This is a genomic window from Pedobacter sp. AC402, from assembly GCF_979252805.1.
Map to the genome: position 1 here is coordinate 426,505 of NZ_CEEDAI010000006.1, position 21,091 is coordinate 447,595.

Here is a 21,091-nt window from a genome sequence, read left to right on the forward strand (position 1 = left end):
ATCAACCCCTAAACCCCAGGGTATTGGCTTTGTTTACTGTAGCATGTAAAATATTTATCCATTCTGGTGATAAAAACTGTAAATATTGCTTTTCGTAACCCTTTGCACCGTAAATGGGTGTAATTTCTACTCCACCGAGACCTGCATCTGCATATTTCTTTAAAACCAGGTTCAAATTCTGCTCGTCTACCGCATTTCCCATCCACCACCAGCGGGTCCAGGGCTTCATTTGCTTTTCGATAACAGGCCAGCTACTTGTACTTTTAACAGGCTTTTGTGCTTTAACCAAACTAAAAGTTAATATACTTAGCAGCAAAATAGAGCAGAATCGTTGTAATTGCATAGTTTTAATCTAAATGGAATACCATTTCTAAAGGGAATGTTTTTGGAGAATTATCGGCATTGGTTTCCATAATATCGGCCATGTATGCCCACCATTTTTGTACAATCTGGGTACTGCCTAAATCTTGTGAAGAGCTTCCGTTTTGTTGTTGCACAGCAAAAAGTGTATTGGTTTCTTCATCTAAAAAGATAGAATAATCGCTGATTCCATTCTGCTTTAACAAGGTGGATAGTTCTGGCCAGATCTCATCATGACGCTTTTTGTATTCTGTTTCAAAACCGGGTTTAAGTTTCATCTTAAATGCAATTTTCATTTTTTCAATTTTATTAGTTAGTGTGTGCCATGATCCATGACCGCACGGACATTTTTTTTATTAAATCATTTGTTTCGGTCTGTGAGGACACAGACCGAGGAACTTTTTATAAGGCCCTCAACCATTTAAGTTACCGTCATTCCCGCGCAGGAGGGAATCTTAATGCAACCTATAAACCGTGCCAAAGCATTACGATTCCCAATCAAGTTGGGAATGTCGAAACCGACTAAGGTATTGCTATGGTCCGTGTCCTCACAAACTATTTTTATTTAACCTTATTACTCACCCGCCATGATTAACCACCATGGTCTGTGTCCCCACAGACAATTTATTATTTACCCTTCAGTTTCAGGCTGTGAGGACACAGACCGAGGAGTTTGACTAACGCATCGCCATAATCCGTATCACCATGGCCCACCCACTTTAATTCACTACAAAACTTAAATCAGCACTGTTATCTCCAGCTGATTTGATCCAAAGAATTTTATTTTTTGCATCATAAAACCAACCTTCGGTTTTATCCAGACGATCTGGTGTTTTCAAATTTTTCAAGTTAGTGCCATTTTCTGAAACCCCATTTGGATCTGCTTTGCCTGTCCAATGTATTTTAGTTAAATATTTATGCTTAGTTGGCTTGAAAACACCTGTTGGTTTTGCCACTTTTAACGTTAAACCTGATGTTGTTAAAGCAGAAGTGATTTTCGTTAAAGCAAAGTTTCCTGTTTTATAAGCAGCACTTAAATTATCATCTTCGTACATATTGTATTCTGATGTTCCATAAGGAAAAACATCCAGGGTAATTACGTCAACAGGTTTTTCTCCACTATAGGCCATTTCTGGTTGCATCGGAATAATGCTGCCCGCCTTAACAAATAAGGGAATGGTATCTAAAGGTGCTACCACATGGTGATAACTTTTACCTTCATATTTTTGGCTCGTCCAATAGTTAAACCAAGTACCTTCAGGCAGATAAACCGAGCGGGTAATGGCTCCTTTAATGGTTACCGGAGCTACCATTAAATTATCGCCAAACATGTACTGATCGCCTATTTCGTACACATTTTCATCGTTTTGATGGTTGAGCACCAAAGCCCGCATTATTGGCAAACCTGTTTCGTATTGCTGGTGCATGCTGGTGTACATATAAGGGAATAAACGGTAGCGCAATAAATCGTATTTTTTGAAATTCCGCAAGGCATCTTCACCATATTTCCAGGGCTCTTTATAACCTGGGTGGTCCATTCCAAAAACAAGTGCAATCGGGCTAAGCATTCCAAACTGTACCCAGCGGATATACAATTCGGGATCGGCCTGATGCTCGAAACCACCCATACAATGCGCCCATGAGCCTACACCTGAAAGACCAACATTTAATCCGGCTTTAATTACCGGGGCAAAATATTGCCACTCGCTTGGCCAATCGCCTGCAAAAATATATGGATAACGTTGAATGCCTGAGTAACCTTCTCTGGTTTGATTTAACCCCCTAAAACCATTAAACTTTTCGAATTCCAAAAACGGGGCTTTGGCATATGCAATTGGAAAAAGATTGTGTAAACGTTCTGCATCTTTTCCGGTAGGACCAACTTTTTCACTTTCGTTGGCCAGAGATCCAAAAGCACTTCCTTCATCAGTTTTTAAAAATTTGGCACCTAATTTTGCCACACGCATTACGCCATTATCCCACCACCATTGTGTGGCTTTCTCATCAAAAAAGTTTACAAATTCGCCTGGTTTGCCATTTTCAGGATAGGTATACCCCTTTTCCCGGGCCTGATCTAACAGGTTTAACTTTTTGGCATTATCAAAACGTGGACGAAGGTGCAAGCCAACCATTTTATAGTTCATGGCATAAATGCTGTCGAACATCGACTTTGGATCTTTAAAAGTTTCTCTCCATTCGAAAGAAGTTGCTCCTTTGCCGCCAATTTCACCAAAAAGTCGCCAGGTAGAATCTAACCAAAGCAGATCAACAGGAATGCCTAATGACCGATATTTTTTTGCCAGCTCAACCACATAATGATCGGATGTTTGTGCCTCATAACCCCAGGTACCTCCACTGTATGTGCCGGCATGTAACCCTAAGGCAAACTGTGGCAACATTGGCGATTTGCCTGTAATGTTGGTATAATGATCTAAAATAGCCGGAAAAGTTGGCCCGTACATAAAATAGTAATCCAACTCGCCATCTACAGCTTTAAAACTGTACTGATCCTTTTAGTAGCCCCCATATCCCATTCGGTGGCAAAAGAATTGTGGAAGAAAATGCCGTAACCTTTTGTGCTCATAAAAAACGGAACCGGGCAATAATTGGCCTCTAATATATTATAAGCACCAACGGCATGAGGCAAACCTTTACCACGACCAACATTTAAGGTTAGTTTTTTAAATCGGCGGTCCATAAAATCCATACGCTCCCCAAAACCAAAGAAATGCTCATCGGCCTCCAGTTTTTTGGTTACCCCTACTTTTGTATTTTCTTTGGCTAAGGCCCCATTAATTTCGCTGCTCAATAATTTTCCTTTTGCATCAAAAACATCAATCCTGAACGGATTTTTATATAATTTAAGCACCAATTTTGACGTGGCAAGTAAGAAATGATCTTTTTTATCCGAAATTTTAACAGCTACATTGGCCCAGTTGTAATTTATCACCATCAGGTTTTCATTGGCTTCGAATTTACCGTTCCAACTGCTTCTAACCCTAAATATTTCTGCCGTACAGAACTCCAATTTCACCTCTCCTTTTGTGGTTAAAAATGAAATGGTATTACCTGTTTTCTTAAAACCAGATTTATAATCGCCGATGCTTTGTGCCCTGGCAATGGCAAACATAAAAATTAAGGAAAGGGCAAAAGCTAAAAGTTTCTTCATCATATTTATTGTATTTCCAACTGGTTAATTACTAAGCCCGGATCAAGCATATAAATTTTCACAGTCGATTTACCTGTTTTATTAATTTCGTGTTTGGTTATACCCGAAGCATAACCTTGCAATACATTCTGTTTCCAGATGTTGTTTTCTGAAACCGGAGAAATGTTGATGATCTGCGGCTTATCATTGTCTACAGAAATAGCATAACGCACTTTTATGCCATTATTTACGCCTTGTGTGGGTAAACATTTCACTTCAATTTGGTGTAAACCTTTTGTTTTAAAATCAACATTATAAACAACGAATGCGGCATTTGGTAGTGCGGTTTCACTAATAGGTGCAAAAGTAAAAGGATAAAGCGAAATGCCATTACCCCCTAAACCAAGGCCTTTTAAAGTTTGCAGGGTTAATCCCTTTGGAACTGATTTTTCTGTGAATGAAGCAGCCCGAATAATGATTTTATTTTCAGGTTCCGTGTTATGATCTAACGGTTTCAAAGCTATGGAATCGGCAACTTTTGGCATTTTAAAAACGGCTAAATCACGGGGTTTCCAGCTCATTATTCCGTTCCATTTGCCACCGGCAATTTCTTCATTGTATTTTTTAGTAATCAACTGAATCTGATCAAAAGCTGCTTTTGATTTTTTCGAATAAGTTAAAGCAGATTGATTGCCATTTGCCGCTAAAACCAAACTTTTCTTTGCGTATAAAATCTTTTGGTTCATCAGCATCGCACCTTCGACAGGATACAAAACCAATTCGAAAAAAGCATCTTTTAATCGGGATGGCATTTTACCATTTAGGCTCTTAGCCTGATCATAAATTCTTTGGTAAGCGGCTAAACGTTCTTCAGCCTGTTCTTCCGTAAAATTTACATTGGCCATATGTTCGGGCTTAGCAGCTTGTGCCAAACGGTAATATACTTCCTTAATTTCGGCGATGGGTTTTGCGAATTCATTACCGAAAGTTTCAGCAGCCCAGCTATCGGCATATTGATCTGCCTTTTCGGGTTTCCACTGGTTAACATTCCAGGCCAGATCCATCGCAAATTGCGTTTCCATTTCTGCAGGTTTTATATCGCCAACATTTATCACCCAAAGCCGATCTGCCTTATACTGGTAAGCTTTGCTTAACTCATACGAAATTAATGATGGAGAAATAGATGAAAGCCAGAGGTAATCTTGCGGCGCACCCCAATAAGAAATATGGTAATATACCCCACTTCCCCCCGATCGTTTTTGCTCCTCGGGGTTGGAAAGCTGACGGATGTAACCGTGATTATCATCAGCCCAAACAATGGTTACATCATCAGGCAGTTTTAAACCGGCCTGATACAATGAAAGCACTTCTTTGTACGGACAAAAAATTTGTGGGATGGAATTGATGGGTTTAGTTATATTTTTGCTCAAAATCGTTCGTTGATCGGCAATTACCTCTCCCAATAATTTAACTTTTTCATTTTTATCTTTCGGGCCGGGCATACTGCCATCATGAATGCCACGCATGCCCACAGTATAAACCGATTCGTAATTTTTGGCTTGTTTTACGCGGTCCGTCCAGTAATTTGCAATTTCGTTTTTATTCAGATCGTAACGCCATTCGCCCGGTTTTTTGCCGTATTCGTGTTCAAAATTTTCTGCCCATTCAAAAACATTATTTCGTAGCATCGGTTCGCAATGGCTTGATCCTAAAACAATTGCATATTTATCGGCCATTACCGGGTTATTGGCATAATAATAAAATGCTTTGGTTGAAGGGTGCATGCCCGGCCAGATGTAATTTGCTTTTAACCTGAGCAGCAGTTCGAAGATTTTAGTGTACGTTTTCGGACCAATATCTTTAACGTCAGTATCCATCATTTTGGCTGCCCAGGGTTGGATACCCCAATCTTCATCATTAATAAAAATACCCCGGTATTTAACCGATGGCGACTCTACCAAAGGCCGACCTGCCTGAATATATAACGATTTTTTTGTTGCAGGTTTCACATCAGCCCACCAACATAACGGCGATACGCCAAGCATCCTCGACAGTTGAAAAACGCCGTAAGCAGTGCCACGCCTATCGCTGCCAGCAATAACCAAAGCCCTTTTTACTCCCTTTAAAGGATTTTCGATCACTGAAATAGAAAATGTTTCCCATTTGCCGGATAATGTAGCGCGATTGATTTTTGCTGATTTAAGCAATTGATTGATATAGCGCGATTGACCCACAGTACCAATAATGATGGGATAAGCACTTAAAACAGCATTATTTTTAACGATCTGGCTGGTTGAACCAGATAACAAATGAATATCATCTTTAAAGGCTTCGGCAGCAATACCTACAACTTCAGCATCACTATTATCGATATAAATTGGAGCTGCTTTTCCTCCTTCCACAATCGGGAAAGAGGAAACTTTGTTAATTTCAGAAACTGCAATGCCTGCATTTTGCGCCATATTTAGTTTGGGCAGCAAAAACAACAACATCAATACCGATCGGCCAGCTAAATTTCTGAAATTCATTATCATTATTTCTTAAGCTTATAAACTTCAGTTCCGGCCAATAGAAAACAACCCAAACCATAATCTTCAAAATCGGGTACGCTGGTGTAACTTACCGGCTGCCCATCTTTCGGTTCTTTACCTGTTCCTTGCATAAAACCTATAAAACCATTTTTTTGAACGGCATCTTTCGTCATGGCATTCCATGCTTTGGTAATAATCGGCAGGTATGTGGCTTTATCTAAAATTCCCTGATTTACGCCCCAGGCCATGCCATATACAAATAACGCTGTGCCTGATGTTTCTTTACCACCAAAATGAGTAGAATCGTGTAAACTTACGTTCCAAAAACCATCAGCGCGTTGTATGGGCACTAAGGCTTTAATCATTTCATTGTAGGTTTTTAAATATTCACTCCGGTGGGCCTCATTTTCAGGGATACTTTCGAGCACACGTACCAATGCGGCCACAACCCATCCATTGCCCCTGGCCCAATAACAATCTTCGCCATTTGGTTCTTTATAAGGAGGCACAAAATCTTTATCGCGCCACCAAAGGCCATCTTTCGCATTATACAAACCACCACCTTCGGTATTTTTAGAATGCATATACATTTTGTACATGTAATTGTAATAGGCAGTATCGTTGTATAATTTACCAAGTTTAGCAAAAACAGGCATACCCATTTGGATGGCATCAATCCAGGTCCAATCGTTTACCCGGCCCGATTTTATTACCAAATCGATCGAAGCTTTAATGTCTTTAATGCGTTCTGGTTGTTTATCAATCAGGTATAGGTCGATGTAAGTTTGTCCACAGGCCTGGTCGTCGGCATTTTTGGTGGCAATGCCATTCCTTAAGCCCCAATTATGTTTTTGGCCCCATTGAACGGCATAATCGTAATATTCTTTTTCGGGATGGATTTTATAAAGATTCATCAACCCTTCGTAATACACAGCCCTCGTCCAGATGTTGCTTGGCCGTTCTCTATTGGTAATAATTGATTTCCCGGCATCAGGCCATTTGTTCATGAAATAAGCATTCGTAAGTTTTAGCACTTTTAAAACCTCCTTTTTATTTGGAATTTTCTGCGCAAAAAGCAACTGAACAGATATACTGAAAATTATCGCGGAGCTGAATATAAATTTCTTCATGGTATTTCGCTTATTAATTAATTGGATTTAGGTTTTAACTCATCCGGACTATCTTTTGTAAAGGTATCGAACTGAATTTTCGACGGACTTTCTAAGATATCTTTGATGGTATTAAAGGCTACCTCGTATTTTGGGTTAAATTGGGCAGAATTCATGTATTGCAGCAAACTAAAGTAAAGTTGTTGAGCCGCAGGAGCATCTTTTAGTTCAGGAGAGAGGTTGGTACTCGAAACCACCAACTTCCCCTTGCCCACTTTTGCTTCGAAAACCATTGCCAAACGGCGGTTTAAAAACCAGGTATCTATTGGCTGAATAATGGGCTTAAATCCTGAAGGAAAATCTTCGAGGTTCATTACCTGCGATTTGTTTACAATTTCCCACCACTGCATATCGCTATGGAAATCAGTCGGGAAGTTGTTAAATGCTGCATGTTTTGGATCGCATAAAATGCCTAAAGTATGTGGCGGGCGCATTTTAAACCACGAGGTATTCCAAAAAACAGGCAAAAAAGTTTGCACCACTTCTTTTCCTTTTACTACTTTGCCAGCTGCATTAAGAAAAACATTTCCTCCATCGGCCAAAACCGCCTGGGCTTTTTCATCTAAACTGGTGCAATAATATACATTGCTTTTAACCTCAGGCAGTTGTACGGGGTAAACCCAAAAGTTCCAATCGTTAGCAAACTCAGTTCCATCAATGGCAACCTCCAGTTTCAGTTTAGTTGCTTTTGTAATGTTATTTAAAGGCACTTTAATGCTGCCGATGGCAATGCAATTGGTGATGGCTAACCTAATTGCAGGGAAATTACCTTTAGCTACATTGGTTCCGTTCGCATCTTTCAATGTCCAGGATAGTGTTGCATTTTCAATCGGTGCTTTACCAAAATGTGATACCTCTACCGCAGCTTCCAAGGTTTCGTTATTGGTAAAAACAAATTTCGAAACTTTTAACAGAGGCACAGTGCTGTTAGAAAAACGCTTGAATTCTTTGGCCGTAATATAACCTTTTTCATCCCAAAAGGCATCCAAAACACCTACAAGTGCCGTTCCCTGACCTGGATAATCATTTAACGACAATAACTGGTAACCGTTATAATTTGGTGTGCGCAATGCTTTTTCGATTTCATTTTTGTAACAAAGTGCCTGCAATTTACCCGAAGCCATTAAAAAATCGTGGCCCTGATCGGCCATATCGTGGTCTTTAAGATCTTCCTGAAACATCTCAAAGTTTTTAGCACGATACACACCTGTGTATTTTTTTATTTCATCAAAATTCGGGAAAGCACAATACTGTCCCATCTCATGCGCTACAAAAGGGACTGTAAACTGTTCAATCTGTTTGGCATAAGTAGAAATACTTTCTGGTTTCCTGCCCCAATCTAAACCTCGTGCCCCTGCACGTACCATATATTCGTTGTTCGGAATTACCGGCCAGCTGCCACCAACCGATGCCCCAGTATACAATCGCCTCGAATCTTTAGCTTTCCAATAATTGTTAAATTTGGTGAGGTATTCTACCTGTTTGCCACGTGGTTCATTTCCGTAGGCCATCATACAAAAAGATGCATAGTTACCATAGCTCTTAGTCATGCGGTTGGTTTCATCGTAGATAAACTGGTCGATCGGTTTACCATCCCCGATAGATGTACCGTGGTTGGCCCAACTAGGGCCTTCTGGCTGAAGATAAAAACCTACCTGATCTGCCGCAATAAAAGCAGCTTCTGGTGGGCAAAAAGAATGGAAACGCATGTGGTTTAATCCATGGGCTTTCGAAATTTTAAAAATGCGTACCCATGCTGCAACATCCATTGATGGATAACCTGTTAACGGAAATTCACAATTGTTAACCGTACCGCGTAAAAAAACCGGCCGACCATTAATTTCAAAAGTTCTGCCTACAGCTTTAAACTCACGCATCCCGAATTGCACCTTTTTTTGATCTTTTTTGCCATCTTTTGATAGTAAAGTAGCTGTTAAACGGTACAATGCCGGATCGAATTCATCCCAGGTGGCTATTTTATCACCCATGGGCAAATTAATTTCTAAATTTCCTTCGCCATTTGTAAGTTGATAAGCGGCTGTTACGGGCTTAACCTGCAAAATATTTTTCGTGTTAAAACTTGCTGCCGAAAGTATAATTTTCCCTGCAGAAGATTGATTGGCATTTGCCTTTAAATGGATTTTAACCTTTGCAGTTTTGTGTTTTAAATCCGGATAAACCTGAAGATCTTCAAAATACACCGGCGAACCTGCCAACAGTTCCATTTTACCCACCACACCATTCCAGTTTCCTTGTGTATGATCCGTTAAACTATGCGAATCCTGCCCAACATTTATCGCTTTAATGCGGTTATCGATTAGCAAAGTTATGGTATGTTTACCGGCTTTTAAATTTGCCGGAAGTTCAAAATTTTGCGCAACCACAAAGGTATATTGGGTTCCGATTTCGACATCATCTATCCAAACTTTTGTTTCTGAATGGGGATATTCTAAAGATAATACCAGCCTTTTACCATTCCAGTTTGCCGGAATTTGAATATCTTTTTGGTACCATGCCGCACCAGTGTAATGTTTGGCAGGTGTAAGCCAGAAAGGTATTTTCAGGTTACCTGGCTTACGGTATTTTTCTAACCGGGGATGAAAAAAGTACGAACTATCGTAAATGCTTCCGGTCCATTTTGTTTTAAGGGTAATATCATCGCCTTTTAAATTTTCGGCCATTGAGCCTGGCAGATTCACAGATTCGGGAAGAATAGTTGAATACCATTTTCCTTTTATGCCTTCATCTTTAGCATCAATTTTAAATCGCCATTTGCCTGCAAGTGAAATGCTTTGGGCATGTGTTTGTATGATGCTCAAAAATATAAAAGCAATGCCTATCAGCACTTTAAAAATTTGGTTAACCTGTATCTGCATAAAATTTTACGGTTTAATACCGTTGGTATTTGGTTAGGCTGTTAAAATAAAAAAATATTGGCACGAAAGCATCCTGTAGCATCCTGCTCCGCTTTATTTTAAATAGTTATTCAGCTTATTGTTTTTTAATTTTTTAAGGCCTTCTACAACAGCAGCAGCATTTAACTTTGCGCCTGCTTCGTTGGTATGGGTATGGTCTTTTTCAGTAAAAAATGTTTTTACCTCAGTTGCACTTAAAGTGGCATATTTATCTTTAATAATCTGGTTTAATGGAATAAAATCTACTTTTTCTGCTTTTGCAACTTCAGCTGCCCATGCAGCATAACTATCTGTAGCTAAAACAACCGCATTATCTTTAACCGGATTTCGTGGAATAGACGAACATACAATCGCTGTTGCACCTTTGGCTTTAATATCGTTAATAAATTTACGCAGGTACCAGCCATAGGTATAAACCACCTCCTTCTGTTTCTTAATCGGGTTATAAGTTTCTTTGCTCTCTGTACCAATACCTTTTATCGTACCACGGGCACGGGAAGTATCATCAAGCGGACTGCTATCGTTATGCCCAAATTGCATCATCACAAAATCGCCTTTTTTTACCTTTGCTAAAACAGCATCCCATAAGCCATTGGTTTGAAAGGTACGACTGCTGGTACCACCGAGTGCATCATTTTCAATATTGATTTTTTCGTTATTAAATAAGTCTCCGATAAAACTCCCCCAGCCCCATAAAGCACCATCGCCTTTGCCCTTTCCATTTTTAACGGTCGAATCGCCGATTAGGAATAAGGTAGGTTTCGCCTGCTGTTTTAAAATGATGCAGGAAGAAAAAATAATGAATGTGGTTAAGAGAATTAGGTGTAGGTATGATTGAGTTGATTTCATGTTATTAAGTGGTTACACATATTTTAGTTTATTCAAACCTCGCAGGTTTTTAAAACCTACGAAGTTTCTCCTGACATCGGAATTCTGACCTCCGACTTCTAGTCTTTTAGATATTTTTTTAAATTACAGTTTTTCAGTTCTTTAATTCCTTGTACTACAGAGGTCGCATTAACTTTTGCACCTTCTAAATTGGTGTGGGTATGGTCGCTAGGGAAATAAAGTTTAACCTTTTCAGGGCCCAGGGCATCGTATTTATCGGCTGTTATTTTATTCAGGTCTATAAAAAATGTATCTTCTTGTTTGGCAACTTCAGCGGCCCATTTACCAAAATCTTTATCGGCACGTTCCACTTTACCATCTTTAAAAATATTTCTCGGAATCATCGACAGTACAATCGGCGTAGCTCCTTTTGCTTTGGTTTCGCGCACAAATTTGCGGATATACCAGCCATAGGTGTGTACAGTTTCTACTTTTCCATCTGGCCAGGTTAATACTTTGGTTTCTTCACCAGTGCCTTTCAATACACCCCTTCTGCCCGCTTTTGTAGTATCAGGAACACTACCATCATTGTGCCCGAATTGCATGGTAACAAAATCGCCCGGTTTTAAGGTTTCCAATACTTTATCCCATCTGCCCTCTGATAGGAAAGTCCGCGTGCTTCTTCCGGCCATGGCATTATTTTCTACATGGATTTTTGTGGTATCGAACAGTGAAGCGATCGGCGTTCCCCAGCCCCAGGTTTCTTTATTGGAATTGCGAACGGTAGAATCGCCAATGGTGTGCAGGGCGGGTTTATCGGTTTTAATAAATGCAGAAGCCAAAAATATTATGGTAAACGCTGCAAGTAGTTTTATGGGTGTTAATTTCATTATTATTAATGTTAATTATTTCTGAATATTATTTTCTGATTTAACAGCTTTAATTTATTCGATCTTGAAGCGACCTATCGTCATGCTGAATTTAGTTCAGCATCTTTGCAAGATAGACCCTAAAATAAATTCAGGGTGACGATCAACGTTATTTACTGATCACTTCTAATTTTACCGCAGCACCATCAAGTCCATCTGCCAAAGCCTTAACCTCGATGTTGCCAGGCGCATTGCCCTTAATAAAAGCCATACAAACGCCTTTATAAGCATGGCGTTGTGTAGCTTTATACATTTCATGACTGTTAATATTTCCATTATCAACAGCATCAATAACTCCACTACCTGTGATCGTGAATTTGATCAATTGATCGGCATTTGGGCAGATATTGCCATTTGCATCGTAAATTTTTGCAGTTACAAAAGCCACGTCATCCCAGTTATTACCGATTTTGTTTTTATCAACTGAGAGTACAATTTTGGCTGGTGCACCAGCAGTTTTAAGTTCATCTGTTGTAACTACCTTACCTTTATTTTTACCAACTGCTTTTATACTGCCTTTTTCGAAAGTTACATCCCACAAACGTGGCGAATCATCAGCTGGCTTTGGTTTACTCCCTAACGATTTTCCGTTTAAAAAGAGTTCTACCTCTTCGCAATTGCTATAAACGGCAACTTTTGCATCATCATATGTATCAAAATCGGTAGGTGTCCAGTTGTTAATCCAGTCACCAGCACCTGCATTATCTTCTTTGCGCACAATGTGTACCACAGGTTGATCTGACCACCAGCTTTGGCGTTGCAAACTTTGCTGTTTCCAACTGCCAATCCTGTCAAATAATCCCTGTCCATTAGTAATTTGAGGCCAATCGGCTTCTCCAAGGTAATCAAAACCCGTCCACCAGGAACTGGCCTGCCATAAAAGGATTATCGCGCAATGCCAAATATTGTTGTATTACATGTGTATTTTCTGTACCGATTACTTTTAAATTCGGTTTTTGATTGTGCAGGGCCACCAACTCATTTTCGCGATAATTTTGGCCGACAACATCCATTATTTCGGCAAAACCATTGGTATAAACCTTCGAATTGGCCGGACGGAAAAGTGCCATTGTAACCGGACGGCTTCGATGAAGCTGATGAACCAGATCTTGCTGATCTTTATATTTTTTAAACCCTTCGGCACTGTTTAAATCGTCGTGAATTTCGTTTCCAACACTATAAATTACAATAGACGGGTGGTTACGATCGCGCATTACCATATCGCGGGTATCGCGTTCCCACCATTCGGTAAAAAATCTGTTGTAGCCTTTTTCTCCATTATTTTTTGACGAATTCCAGGTATCAAAGGTTTCATCCATCACTAAAAAGCCCATCTGGTCGCACAGCTCCAAAAACTCAGGGGCAACAGGATTATGTGCCGTTCTGATGGCATTAACGCCAACTTCCTTTAAACGTGCTAAGCGGAATTTCCATATACTTAAAGGCACTGCTGCGCCCACAGCACCACCATCATGATGTAAACATGCACCTTTTAACTTAAAATTTTTGCCATTTAACCAAAAACCAGTCGCCGCATCAAACCTGAAAGCCCTGATGCCAAAACTGTTCAATTGATCATCTACAACTTTTCCGTTAAGGGTTACTTTCGTTAAAGTTTGATACAGATCTGGCGTTTCGAGGTTCCAAAGTTTTGGGTTTGTAACTACAATACTTTCTTCTACACTGGCATTTTTTCCAGCAGCTATTGTTTGTTTGCTTTGAGCCGTTTTAACAACCTTCCCTGTGGCATCCAAAACAGATGTTTCTACCATAACCTGCGCACTTTGACCAGATTCATTCAGCACATTTGTTTTTACCTTAACTGTAGCTTTTTGAGCAGTAGCATCTGGCGTGGTAATGTAAACTCCCCAATCTGCAATATGAACGGCATCTGTTGCCACTAAACGCACATGCCTGTAAATTCCTGCGCCAGTATAATAACGCGATGCTGGTTGTACCGTATTATCAGCCTTAACCGCAATTACATTTGTTTTACCTTTACCAAAATTTAAATGCTTGCTCAAATCATAGCTGAAACTGATATAACCGTAAGGCCGTTTGCCCAAATAAAAACCATTAATCCATACTTCGCTATTGGCCATTACGCCATCAAATTCTATCGTTACTTTCTTTTTGGCAAAACTTTCATCAAGATTGAAACTTTTACGGTACCAACCAATTCCCGAAGGTAAATAGCCTCCACCACGTGCCGTTAAATTTGCTTTATCGTAAGCACCTTCTATGCTCCAATCGTGTGGAACATTCAATTTTCTCCATTTTGACTGATCGAAGTCAGACTTTTCTGCACCCTGGGCATCTCCAAGATTAAAAGCCCAATCCTGATCGAAAGGCTTAATTATTCTTGCCTGTTCTTTTACTGTTTGTGCAAATACAACAATAACGTTGAGTAATATGATAAAAGAAAGGATATAAAACCGGTATATTTTCATAATGTGCTATAGAATCATTTATTTTTTAGGCTCTACCAATATAATGTGTGGTTTAGGGGCCTTTTTCATCCCAAAACCGAAATAAAAGCCAGTATGTGGCGGTTGGTTATAGCCATCATTTTGCCAGGCAATGCTTAAACGGTACTGCGGATCGTGCATTAAGGTATAATTGCGGTGCGTTGTGGGGATGGTTGTGGTATAAATCCTCAAGTTTTGGTTATCATACGATCTTAAAATCAACTCTTCGCGCCAATCGCCAAAAATATCAGCACTTAAGGCCGGCGTAGATTTGGTTCCATTGTTAGAAACTGCACCATCTGCTGTAAATAGCCGTCCGCCATTATACTTGTCAATATGGTTGCCATCTAAAAGTTCTCTTGATAAATCGCCATCCCAGTAGATTAAGAAATTAGTCGATCGTGGTTGATTGCCGATCCTGTTCCCTTTAATATCATATAATCCGTTCGATCCCGACCACCACATTTGTGCGCCAAAGCGGGTATTATCAATGTTATCGGCCACTCCCCTGCCAACATCTTCATCCTGCGATCCTTTCCATAATATTTCTCCTGTTCTGGCATCGTAAACAGCTGCACCTGGGCCTTTAGTTCCTTCTTCTATTTCATGTACACCAAAAACCTCCAAACCAGGGTGTTCAGGGTCGAGATCGGAAACATGAATGGCATCGCCATGGCGTAAGCCTGTGGTATACAACCCCTTTCCATTATCATCTACACACATCGATCCGTAAATAATTTCATCCTTACCATCCTCATCTACATCTGCAACGGTGAGGTTATGATTTCCCTGACCAGAAAATGGGTTTTTACCATCTTTACTATCAAATACCCAACGCGAAGTTAATTTACCCTTCCGCCAATCCCAGGCCGCTAAAACCGTTCTGCCATAATAACCCCTGCACATCACCACACTTGGGTGTACACCATCTAAATAAGCTACACAGGCATTAAATCGATCAACCCGGTTACCTGTATTGTCGTTTTTACCATTACCACCTTTGCCACCCCATGCCCCAATATCGCCACGGGCCGGAATATAATCGGCAGTAGCCAAAGCCTCACCGGTTTTACCGCTGAATACGGTTAAAAATTCAGGGCCATCTAATACTTTACCGTTCTGGTTGCGCCAGTCTTTAGTCGAATCACCAATTACTTTCCCCTTACCATCTACAGTTCCATCAGCGGTTTTGCAAACCATTTCGGCTATGCCATCGCCATCCAGATCGTACACCATAAACTGGGTATAATGTGCCCCTTCGCGAATGTTTTTGCCTAAATTAATTTCCCATAAAAAAGTTCCGTCCAGTTTATAGGCCTGAAAAATCGGGGGGTCGGTTAATCCGTTTGAGGAGTTATCTCTCCCGCGCCCGGTTTGGTGCAATACAATCTCATATTCACCATCGCCATCCAAATCACCCACAGAAGCATCATTAGGGGTATAACCTGTAGGAGTTTTTAAAGGAATGGTTAAATATTGCTCAATTGGCGATTTGGCAGCCAATGTAAAGCTATTACTGGCTTCTAATTCGTGGCCGTTTAAAATTGGTTTTACAAAATAACTGTTCTGAAGATCAAATTTAACCCCTCTATCTATAAAATTGGTGCTTTCCGAAATCGGCTCGCGATTGAGTTTAACCGCAGCTCCATTTCCGGTTTTGCGGTACAGGTTAAAGGCAATATCATCAGGATCGGTACCCAGCATACGCCATCCTATATAAACAGAATCGGTATTTTGCCGTATGGCAACCAGGCCCCTGCCCAACTTTTCCATTTGCCGTTGGGCAAAAAGTGGAGCCGACACAAACAGGCTTACGATAAAACATAAAATGACGATGGTTTTGGTTTTCATAACTTATATCGCCTCTTAATTAAGTAATATTGTGATTTATCATTCGGGTGATTATTGTACTTTATATGCAGCTTTGGCCGATACAGCCACTCCTTTATCGGTAATTCCATCAGCTTTTATTAAAATATTGGTTTTATTGTCGCCATTAAAATAGGTGATGGTTGCCATGCCATTCTCGTTGGTTTTAACCGATGGCGACCAAAAAACCGTGGTACGCAAATCTTTATTCTGTGTAGCCGGACTATTGTAATTAGGCGCATAAAAAGTTCTGGCCGTGTAGTAACCATTTAAATTAATGTTAAGCAAATCTAAATTTGATCCGCGGAGTGCTTCATCTTTTAAGTTTAGGCTGATCACATAAACATCTTTCGCTTCGCTGTTAACCAAATGCCTTACAGTAACCTGGTTGATTTGATCCATAGTTAAACTGTAATAATCAAGTCGCTCAAAAAGGTCTTCCCTGTTATTGATCAAAATGCGCGGTCTTACTTTTTTACCGTTCGATAAAAAAGCAACCCCTTCACCACCTGTACTGTCCAAATCATCTATAGTTTGCGCTCCGTTGGCTTTTGTTAATAAAAAATGTTCCAACCCTTTGTAAGAATAATCTGCAGCTGTAATGTTAAAAACCTGGTCGGGATAGCCGAAAGTTGATAAGGTTTCGTTAAATAACAATAATTTTTTGCCTGCATTTGCCTTTATTTCAATATCATTTAAAGAAATTGAATCACCAAACTTAAACTTACGGTTGTAATCCATACGTTTACCAATTTCAGCATTTAACGTATTGGGAATCCCGGTGTCAATCTCCTTTAGCAAACTAATATTTAAGGGTTTAATTAAGGTATCAATCTGCAACCAGCCCCCTTTTTTGCCTTTATCATCTTTAGAAGATATTTTTACCGCCTGGTTGCCATACCAGCTTAACCCATCTAAAAAATAGTGGCCTTCCTGATCAGTTTTTGTGGTATAGAGTTTATTTCCCATAAAATTAGATCCAAATAGGGTAATATTCATTTTCGGAAGCGGTTTATTACCTAATTTTTCACGCACCAAGCCTTTTATGGTTATACCCGGCTCTGGCAGATAACTGATTTTTATTGTTGAATCGGCCAGCTTTTTCCATAGGTAATCTCTCCAGCCCTGGGTAAGTAACAACAGATCAAGCTGCTTTAAGCGCGATGGATTTTTAGGATCGAAATACTGTGCAGCATTTTTGATTTCTCCTTTTATTTCTGATTGCAACATGAGGTAGGAAATGATATCATTTCCGTCATCAGGCACAAGCCCATCTACAGCAGCCAGTGAAAATGATGTTTTGGCTGGTTGCCCTAAAAAATTTGTTGCTTTTACCTGGATTACAACTTTTTCGCGTGGTTTATAAACTGCTTTACCGGGTATGAGCAGAAGATTTACTTTGTTTTCATCCTGTATAAAAATCAATCTTTCGCAGTTTGGCCTTCCAGCCTCATCCAGCAGTGTAATGATAGAAATACCACTCGGGAAGCCCTTTGTGGGTATAGAAACCGATACTAAAGCTTTACTTAGCTTTACAGCACCAGAGTAAATATTGTCGCCCGCATGTTTAATCACCACCGAAATGGTTTTATCTTTCAATTCGTTAAAACTTGGTTCATTCGCTGCAATTGTAGCTTTAATGGTCAGAGAATCTGACGTTACATGAAGCGATAGTCCTTTTTGAAGAATTAAAGGCATATTTGAAGAGAATTTTTCTTTGCCATAAGTGCCTTCAACCCGATATTTTTCGCCAGCCTTAGGGGTAAAAGCAAAAATGCCCATACCTGCTTCAGTACTCTGAAAAGTGGTTACCGTATCTCCTTTTGATGAAATGATACTCCCCATGGCTTTTACACCATTACCGGCATCATCATTTGTTTTAAAGGCAACAATACTGGATAAACCTTCAACTAAAGAGCCTCCCTCAGGAAAAAAAGCAATCGACTTTTTAAGCGCATTGCCATCAGTTTTATTTGCAGGATTACGGGTAAAGTACGAAGCATTTTCGATGATGTTGTTGCTGATGTGGATCCGTTTTTGAAACACAAAATCACCTCCAAAATTCCGCATCCAGTTGGTATAAGCCCGAATGGCATACCAGCCCGATGGAATTGAATCTTCTAATTTAAAATCGCCCTTGCCAAGCCCGCCATTTAAACGGATCATTTTTCGATCTATAATTTCTGATTTTGGAGAAAGCAACTCCACATATAAATTATTGCTGGTAGCTGTTAAACTGCTGCTTTTTCCGTTTACAAGGTACGCACTGAACCAAATATCCTCACCGGTACTGTAATAGCCGCGATCTACCTGCAGGTACGACTTTTCAAAAAAAAGCTTAATTGATTTCTGACTGCCACTAACCGGTTCCGCTTTTTGCTGAGCCAAACTGCAAAATGTTATTGCACTTAAAATACCCAGCAAAGTATATTTTTTTAGGTTCATATGTTTTTATCAATCATGTAAACAGAAATTTTGCCCACAAATGATCTACAAAAAACATAGTCAATACCAGGTTGGCGTAAAAGAGGCTCATTATGTGTAATTGGTTAGCAAATCTCAATTATTGGCCAGATAGCAATAATTAATTGATTCATGTCGAATGTAAAGAGTATATTTTTAATGGGCATCCTGTAGTATCCTGCTTTTTTATGATGACAATATGTTACAAGAAAGATTTTAAAGGTTTAGTAAAAATTAATTTTAAACAGCAACTAAAAAGTTACTTTACTAAACCCTTTTACTACCTAAGTAAAACTTAAGCCCATTTATACCATTTCCTGCCATGCTAAGATTGTAGAATTTACCAACAAACTAAAAGATTGATAAAAAAAATAAATGTTTACATGACGTTTATTATTTTAAATATTTTACTTTTACCAATAGAATCTTCCAAATATTAAACCGTATGAAATTAAATTACCCTGTAAAAAGTGTGTTCTATGCCTGTGCAACATGTTTTTTAGCTGGTATCGGATATACATCTGAAGTGCAGGCCCAGGCCACAAAGGTGATTAAAGTTAAAACAGACCAGGTTATTGCCAAAGTACAACCCAACATGTGGGGTGTTTTTTTTGAAGACATTAACTTTGGTGCAGATGGCGGTATTTATGCTGAATTAATCAAAAACCGATCATTCGAATTTGCGAAACCTTTAATGGGCTGGACAATTCAACGTAAAAAACCACAGGAAGGCGAAGTATTGGTGGTAAACCGTAAAGAGGTAAATACTGCCAACCCCAGATATTTACAGGTAAAAAAACAAACTGACGACTTCGAACTCATCAACGAAGGCTTTAAAGGCATAGGCGTAAAAAAAGGTTTGCGCTACGATTTTTCGATTATGTACCGCCAATCTCAGCCCGGAGTGAAATTTGTGCTGTTGTTAAAGGATGGCAATAATAAAATCATCGGAAAAGGAAATTTAACACCCGACCAAACGGGTAGCGACTGGAAAAAGCAATCAGCCAGTTTTACAGCAACTGAAACCGATCCAAAAGCGAAATTCTCCATATTATTTCAAGGCAATGGAAACATCGATCTGGATATGATTTCACTTTTTCCTGGCGATACCTGGAAAAATCGTCCGCAAGGATTAAGGGCCGATATGGTGCAGTTACTGGCCGACATGAAACCTGGTTTTATCCGTTTCCCTGGCGGCTGTATTGTAGAAGGAACCGATTTGGCCAACCGCTACCAATGGAAAAAAACCATTGGCCCAATTGAAAACAGGCAGTTGATTATGAACCGCTGGAATACCGAATTTGCGCACCGCCCTGCGCCAGATTATTACCAGAGTTTCGGTTTGGGCTTTTTTGAATACTTTCAACTTGCAGAAGATATTGGTTCGGATGCTTTACCGATATTAAATTGCGGTATGGCCTGCCAGTTTAATTCGGCTGAAGTAGCCTCGCTTGATGAACTTGATCCATACGTACAGGATGCTTTAGATCTGATTGAATTTGCCAATGGCGATATAACAACGAAATGGGGAAAAATGCGTGCAGATTTAGGCCATCCCAAACCCTTTAATTTAAAAATGATGGGTGTTGGCAACGAAAACTGGGGGCCACAATACCTGGAAAGAGTAGCCATTTTTACTAAAGCAATAAAGGCCAAATATCCCAATTTTAAACTCATCAACAGTTCAGGTACCGATCCTGAAGGTGATCGTTTTAATTTATTAAACACCACTTTGAGAAATAACAACGCCGATTTTATTGATGAGCATTATTACCGCCCAGCTGATTGGTTTTTAAAAAATGCCGGCCGCTACGATAACTATCCAAGAAATGGAACCAAGATTTTTGTTGGTGAATATGCCGTACATGCAGATAAAAATTTTGTTGGCAGCAATAGGAACAACTGGCAAAGTGCCCTGGCTTCGGCCTCATTAATGACAGGCTTGGAGCGCAATGCCGATGTAGTACAAATGGCCTCATACGCCCCTCTTTTTGCCCATATTGATGCCTGGCAATGGGCACCGGATATGATTTGGGTTGATAACCTGAAATCGTATGGCACACCGGATTATTATGTACAGAAACAATTTTCTACAAATAAAGGAACCGATGTGGTACCAATTACACTTGATGAAAAAAATATTATCGGCCAAAATGGACTTTATGCTTCTGCAGTAACTGATCAGCACAAAAAAGAACTCATTATTAAAATTGCCAATAATGCCGATCAGGTGCAAAACATAGATTTTGATCTTGAAGGGAAAATAAAACTAAAAAGTAAAGCCATAACGGAGGAAATTGCCAGCAATAACCTTAACCAGCTTAATTCTTTCGAAAATCCTGAAGCAGTAAGCCCGCAGAAAAAGCTCCATTAACCTAAAAGGCAAAAAACTGAGCATTGCTTTAAAGCCT

Annotated in this window: 14 protein-coding genes; 1 reads left to right on the forward strand and 13 read right to left on the reverse strand. The window is 39.7% G+C overall.

From position 1 onward, the window contains the following. Position 1 precedes the first annotated feature (1 nt). From AC0IWE_RS06170 to AC0IWE_RS06230, 13 genes are all read right to left on the reverse strand, one after another. Positions 2–343, reverse strand: a complete 342-nt coding sequence (locus tag AC0IWE_RS06170; RefSeq protein WP_471792365.1) for a hypothetical protein — start codon at positions 341–343, stop codon at positions 2–4. A 4-nt stretch (positions 344–347) separates the two neighbouring features. Beyond that, positions 348–656, reverse strand: coding sequence for an L-rhamnose mutarotase (rhaM, locus tag AC0IWE_RS06175; protein WP_471792366.1), 309 nt, complete (start codon positions 654–656; stop codon positions 348–350). A gap of 423 nt (positions 657–1,079) precedes the next feature. Then, positions 1,080–2,837 (reverse strand): glycoside hydrolase family 31 protein, encoded by a 1,758-nt coding sequence (locus tag AC0IWE_RS06180; protein WP_471792367.1) that lies wholly within the window; start codon positions 2,835–2,837, stop codon positions 1,080–1,082. An 8-nt stretch (positions 2,838–2,845) separates the two neighbouring features. Continuing rightward, on the reverse strand, positions 2,846–3,532 hold the full coding sequence (locus tag AC0IWE_RS06185) for a hypothetical protein (RefSeq protein WP_471792368.1): 687 nt from the start codon (positions 3,530–3,532) through the stop codon (positions 2,846–2,848). Positions 3,533–3,534: 2 nt separating this feature from the next. Then, positions 3,535–6,036 (reverse strand): glycosyl hydrolase 115 family protein, encoded by a 2,502-nt coding sequence (locus AC0IWE_RS06190; RefSeq protein ID WP_471792369.1) that lies wholly within the window; start codon positions 6,034–6,036, stop codon positions 3,535–3,537. 5 nt (positions 6,037–6,041) lie between these two features. Beyond that, complete coding sequence (locus AC0IWE_RS06195) at positions 6,042–7,169, reverse strand: glycoside hydrolase family 88/105 protein (RefSeq protein ID WP_471792370.1); 1,128 nt, start codon at positions 7,167–7,169, stop codon at positions 6,042–6,044. A gap of 17 nt (positions 7,170–7,186) precedes the next feature. Next, positions 7,187–10,084, reverse strand: coding sequence for an exo-beta-1,4-galactosidase (locus tag AC0IWE_RS06200; RefSeq protein ID WP_471792371.1), 2,898 nt, complete (start codon positions 10,082–10,084; stop codon positions 7,187–7,189). A 93-nt stretch (positions 10,085–10,177) separates the two neighbouring features. Then, positions 10,178–10,972, reverse strand: a complete 795-nt coding sequence (locus AC0IWE_RS06205; RefSeq protein ID WP_471792372.1) for a rhamnogalacturonan acetylesterase — start codon at positions 10,970–10,972, stop codon at positions 10,178–10,180. A gap of 98 nt (positions 10,973–11,070) precedes the next feature. After that, positions 11,071–11,841 carry a rhamnogalacturonan acetylesterase gene (locus tag AC0IWE_RS06210; RefSeq protein ID WP_471792373.1) on the reverse strand — a complete coding sequence of 257 codons (771 nt, stop codon included), beginning with the start codon at positions 11,839–11,841 and terminating at the stop codon, positions 11,071–11,073. Between the two features lie 148 nt (positions 11,842–11,989). After that, complete coding sequence (locus tag AC0IWE_RS06215) at positions 11,990–12,643, reverse strand: DUF4982 domain-containing protein (protein WP_471792374.1); 654 nt, start codon at positions 12,641–12,643, stop codon at positions 11,990–11,992. A gap of 82 nt (positions 12,644–12,725) precedes the next feature. Continuing rightward, positions 12,726–14,330: a glycoside hydrolase family 2 TIM barrel-domain containing protein gene (locus AC0IWE_RS06220; protein ID WP_471792375.1), complete on the reverse strand. Its 1,605-nt coding sequence runs from the start codon at positions 14,328–14,330 to the stop codon at positions 12,726–12,728. An 18-nt stretch (positions 14,331–14,348) separates the two neighbouring features. After that, entirely contained in the window at positions 14,349–16,199 is a 1,851-nt protein-coding gene (locus AC0IWE_RS06225; RefSeq protein WP_471792376.1) for a rhamnogalacturonan lyase, read from the reverse strand. A gap of 51 nt (positions 16,200–16,250) precedes the next feature. Further along, positions 16,251–18,662, reverse strand: a complete 2,412-nt coding sequence (locus tag AC0IWE_RS06230) for a hypothetical protein (protein WP_471792377.1) — start codon at positions 18,660–18,662, stop codon at positions 16,251–16,253. Positions 18,663–19,125: 463 nt separating this feature from the next. On the opposite strand from AC0IWE_RS06230, the gene AC0IWE_RS06235 reads away from it, so the two are divergent. After that, on the forward strand, positions 19,126–21,054 hold the full coding sequence (locus AC0IWE_RS06235; protein ID WP_471792378.1) for an alpha-L-arabinofuranosidase C-terminal domain-containing protein: 1,929 nt from the start codon (positions 19,126–19,128) through the stop codon (positions 21,052–21,054). The last annotated feature ends 37 nt before the right edge of the window (positions 21,055–21,091 follow it).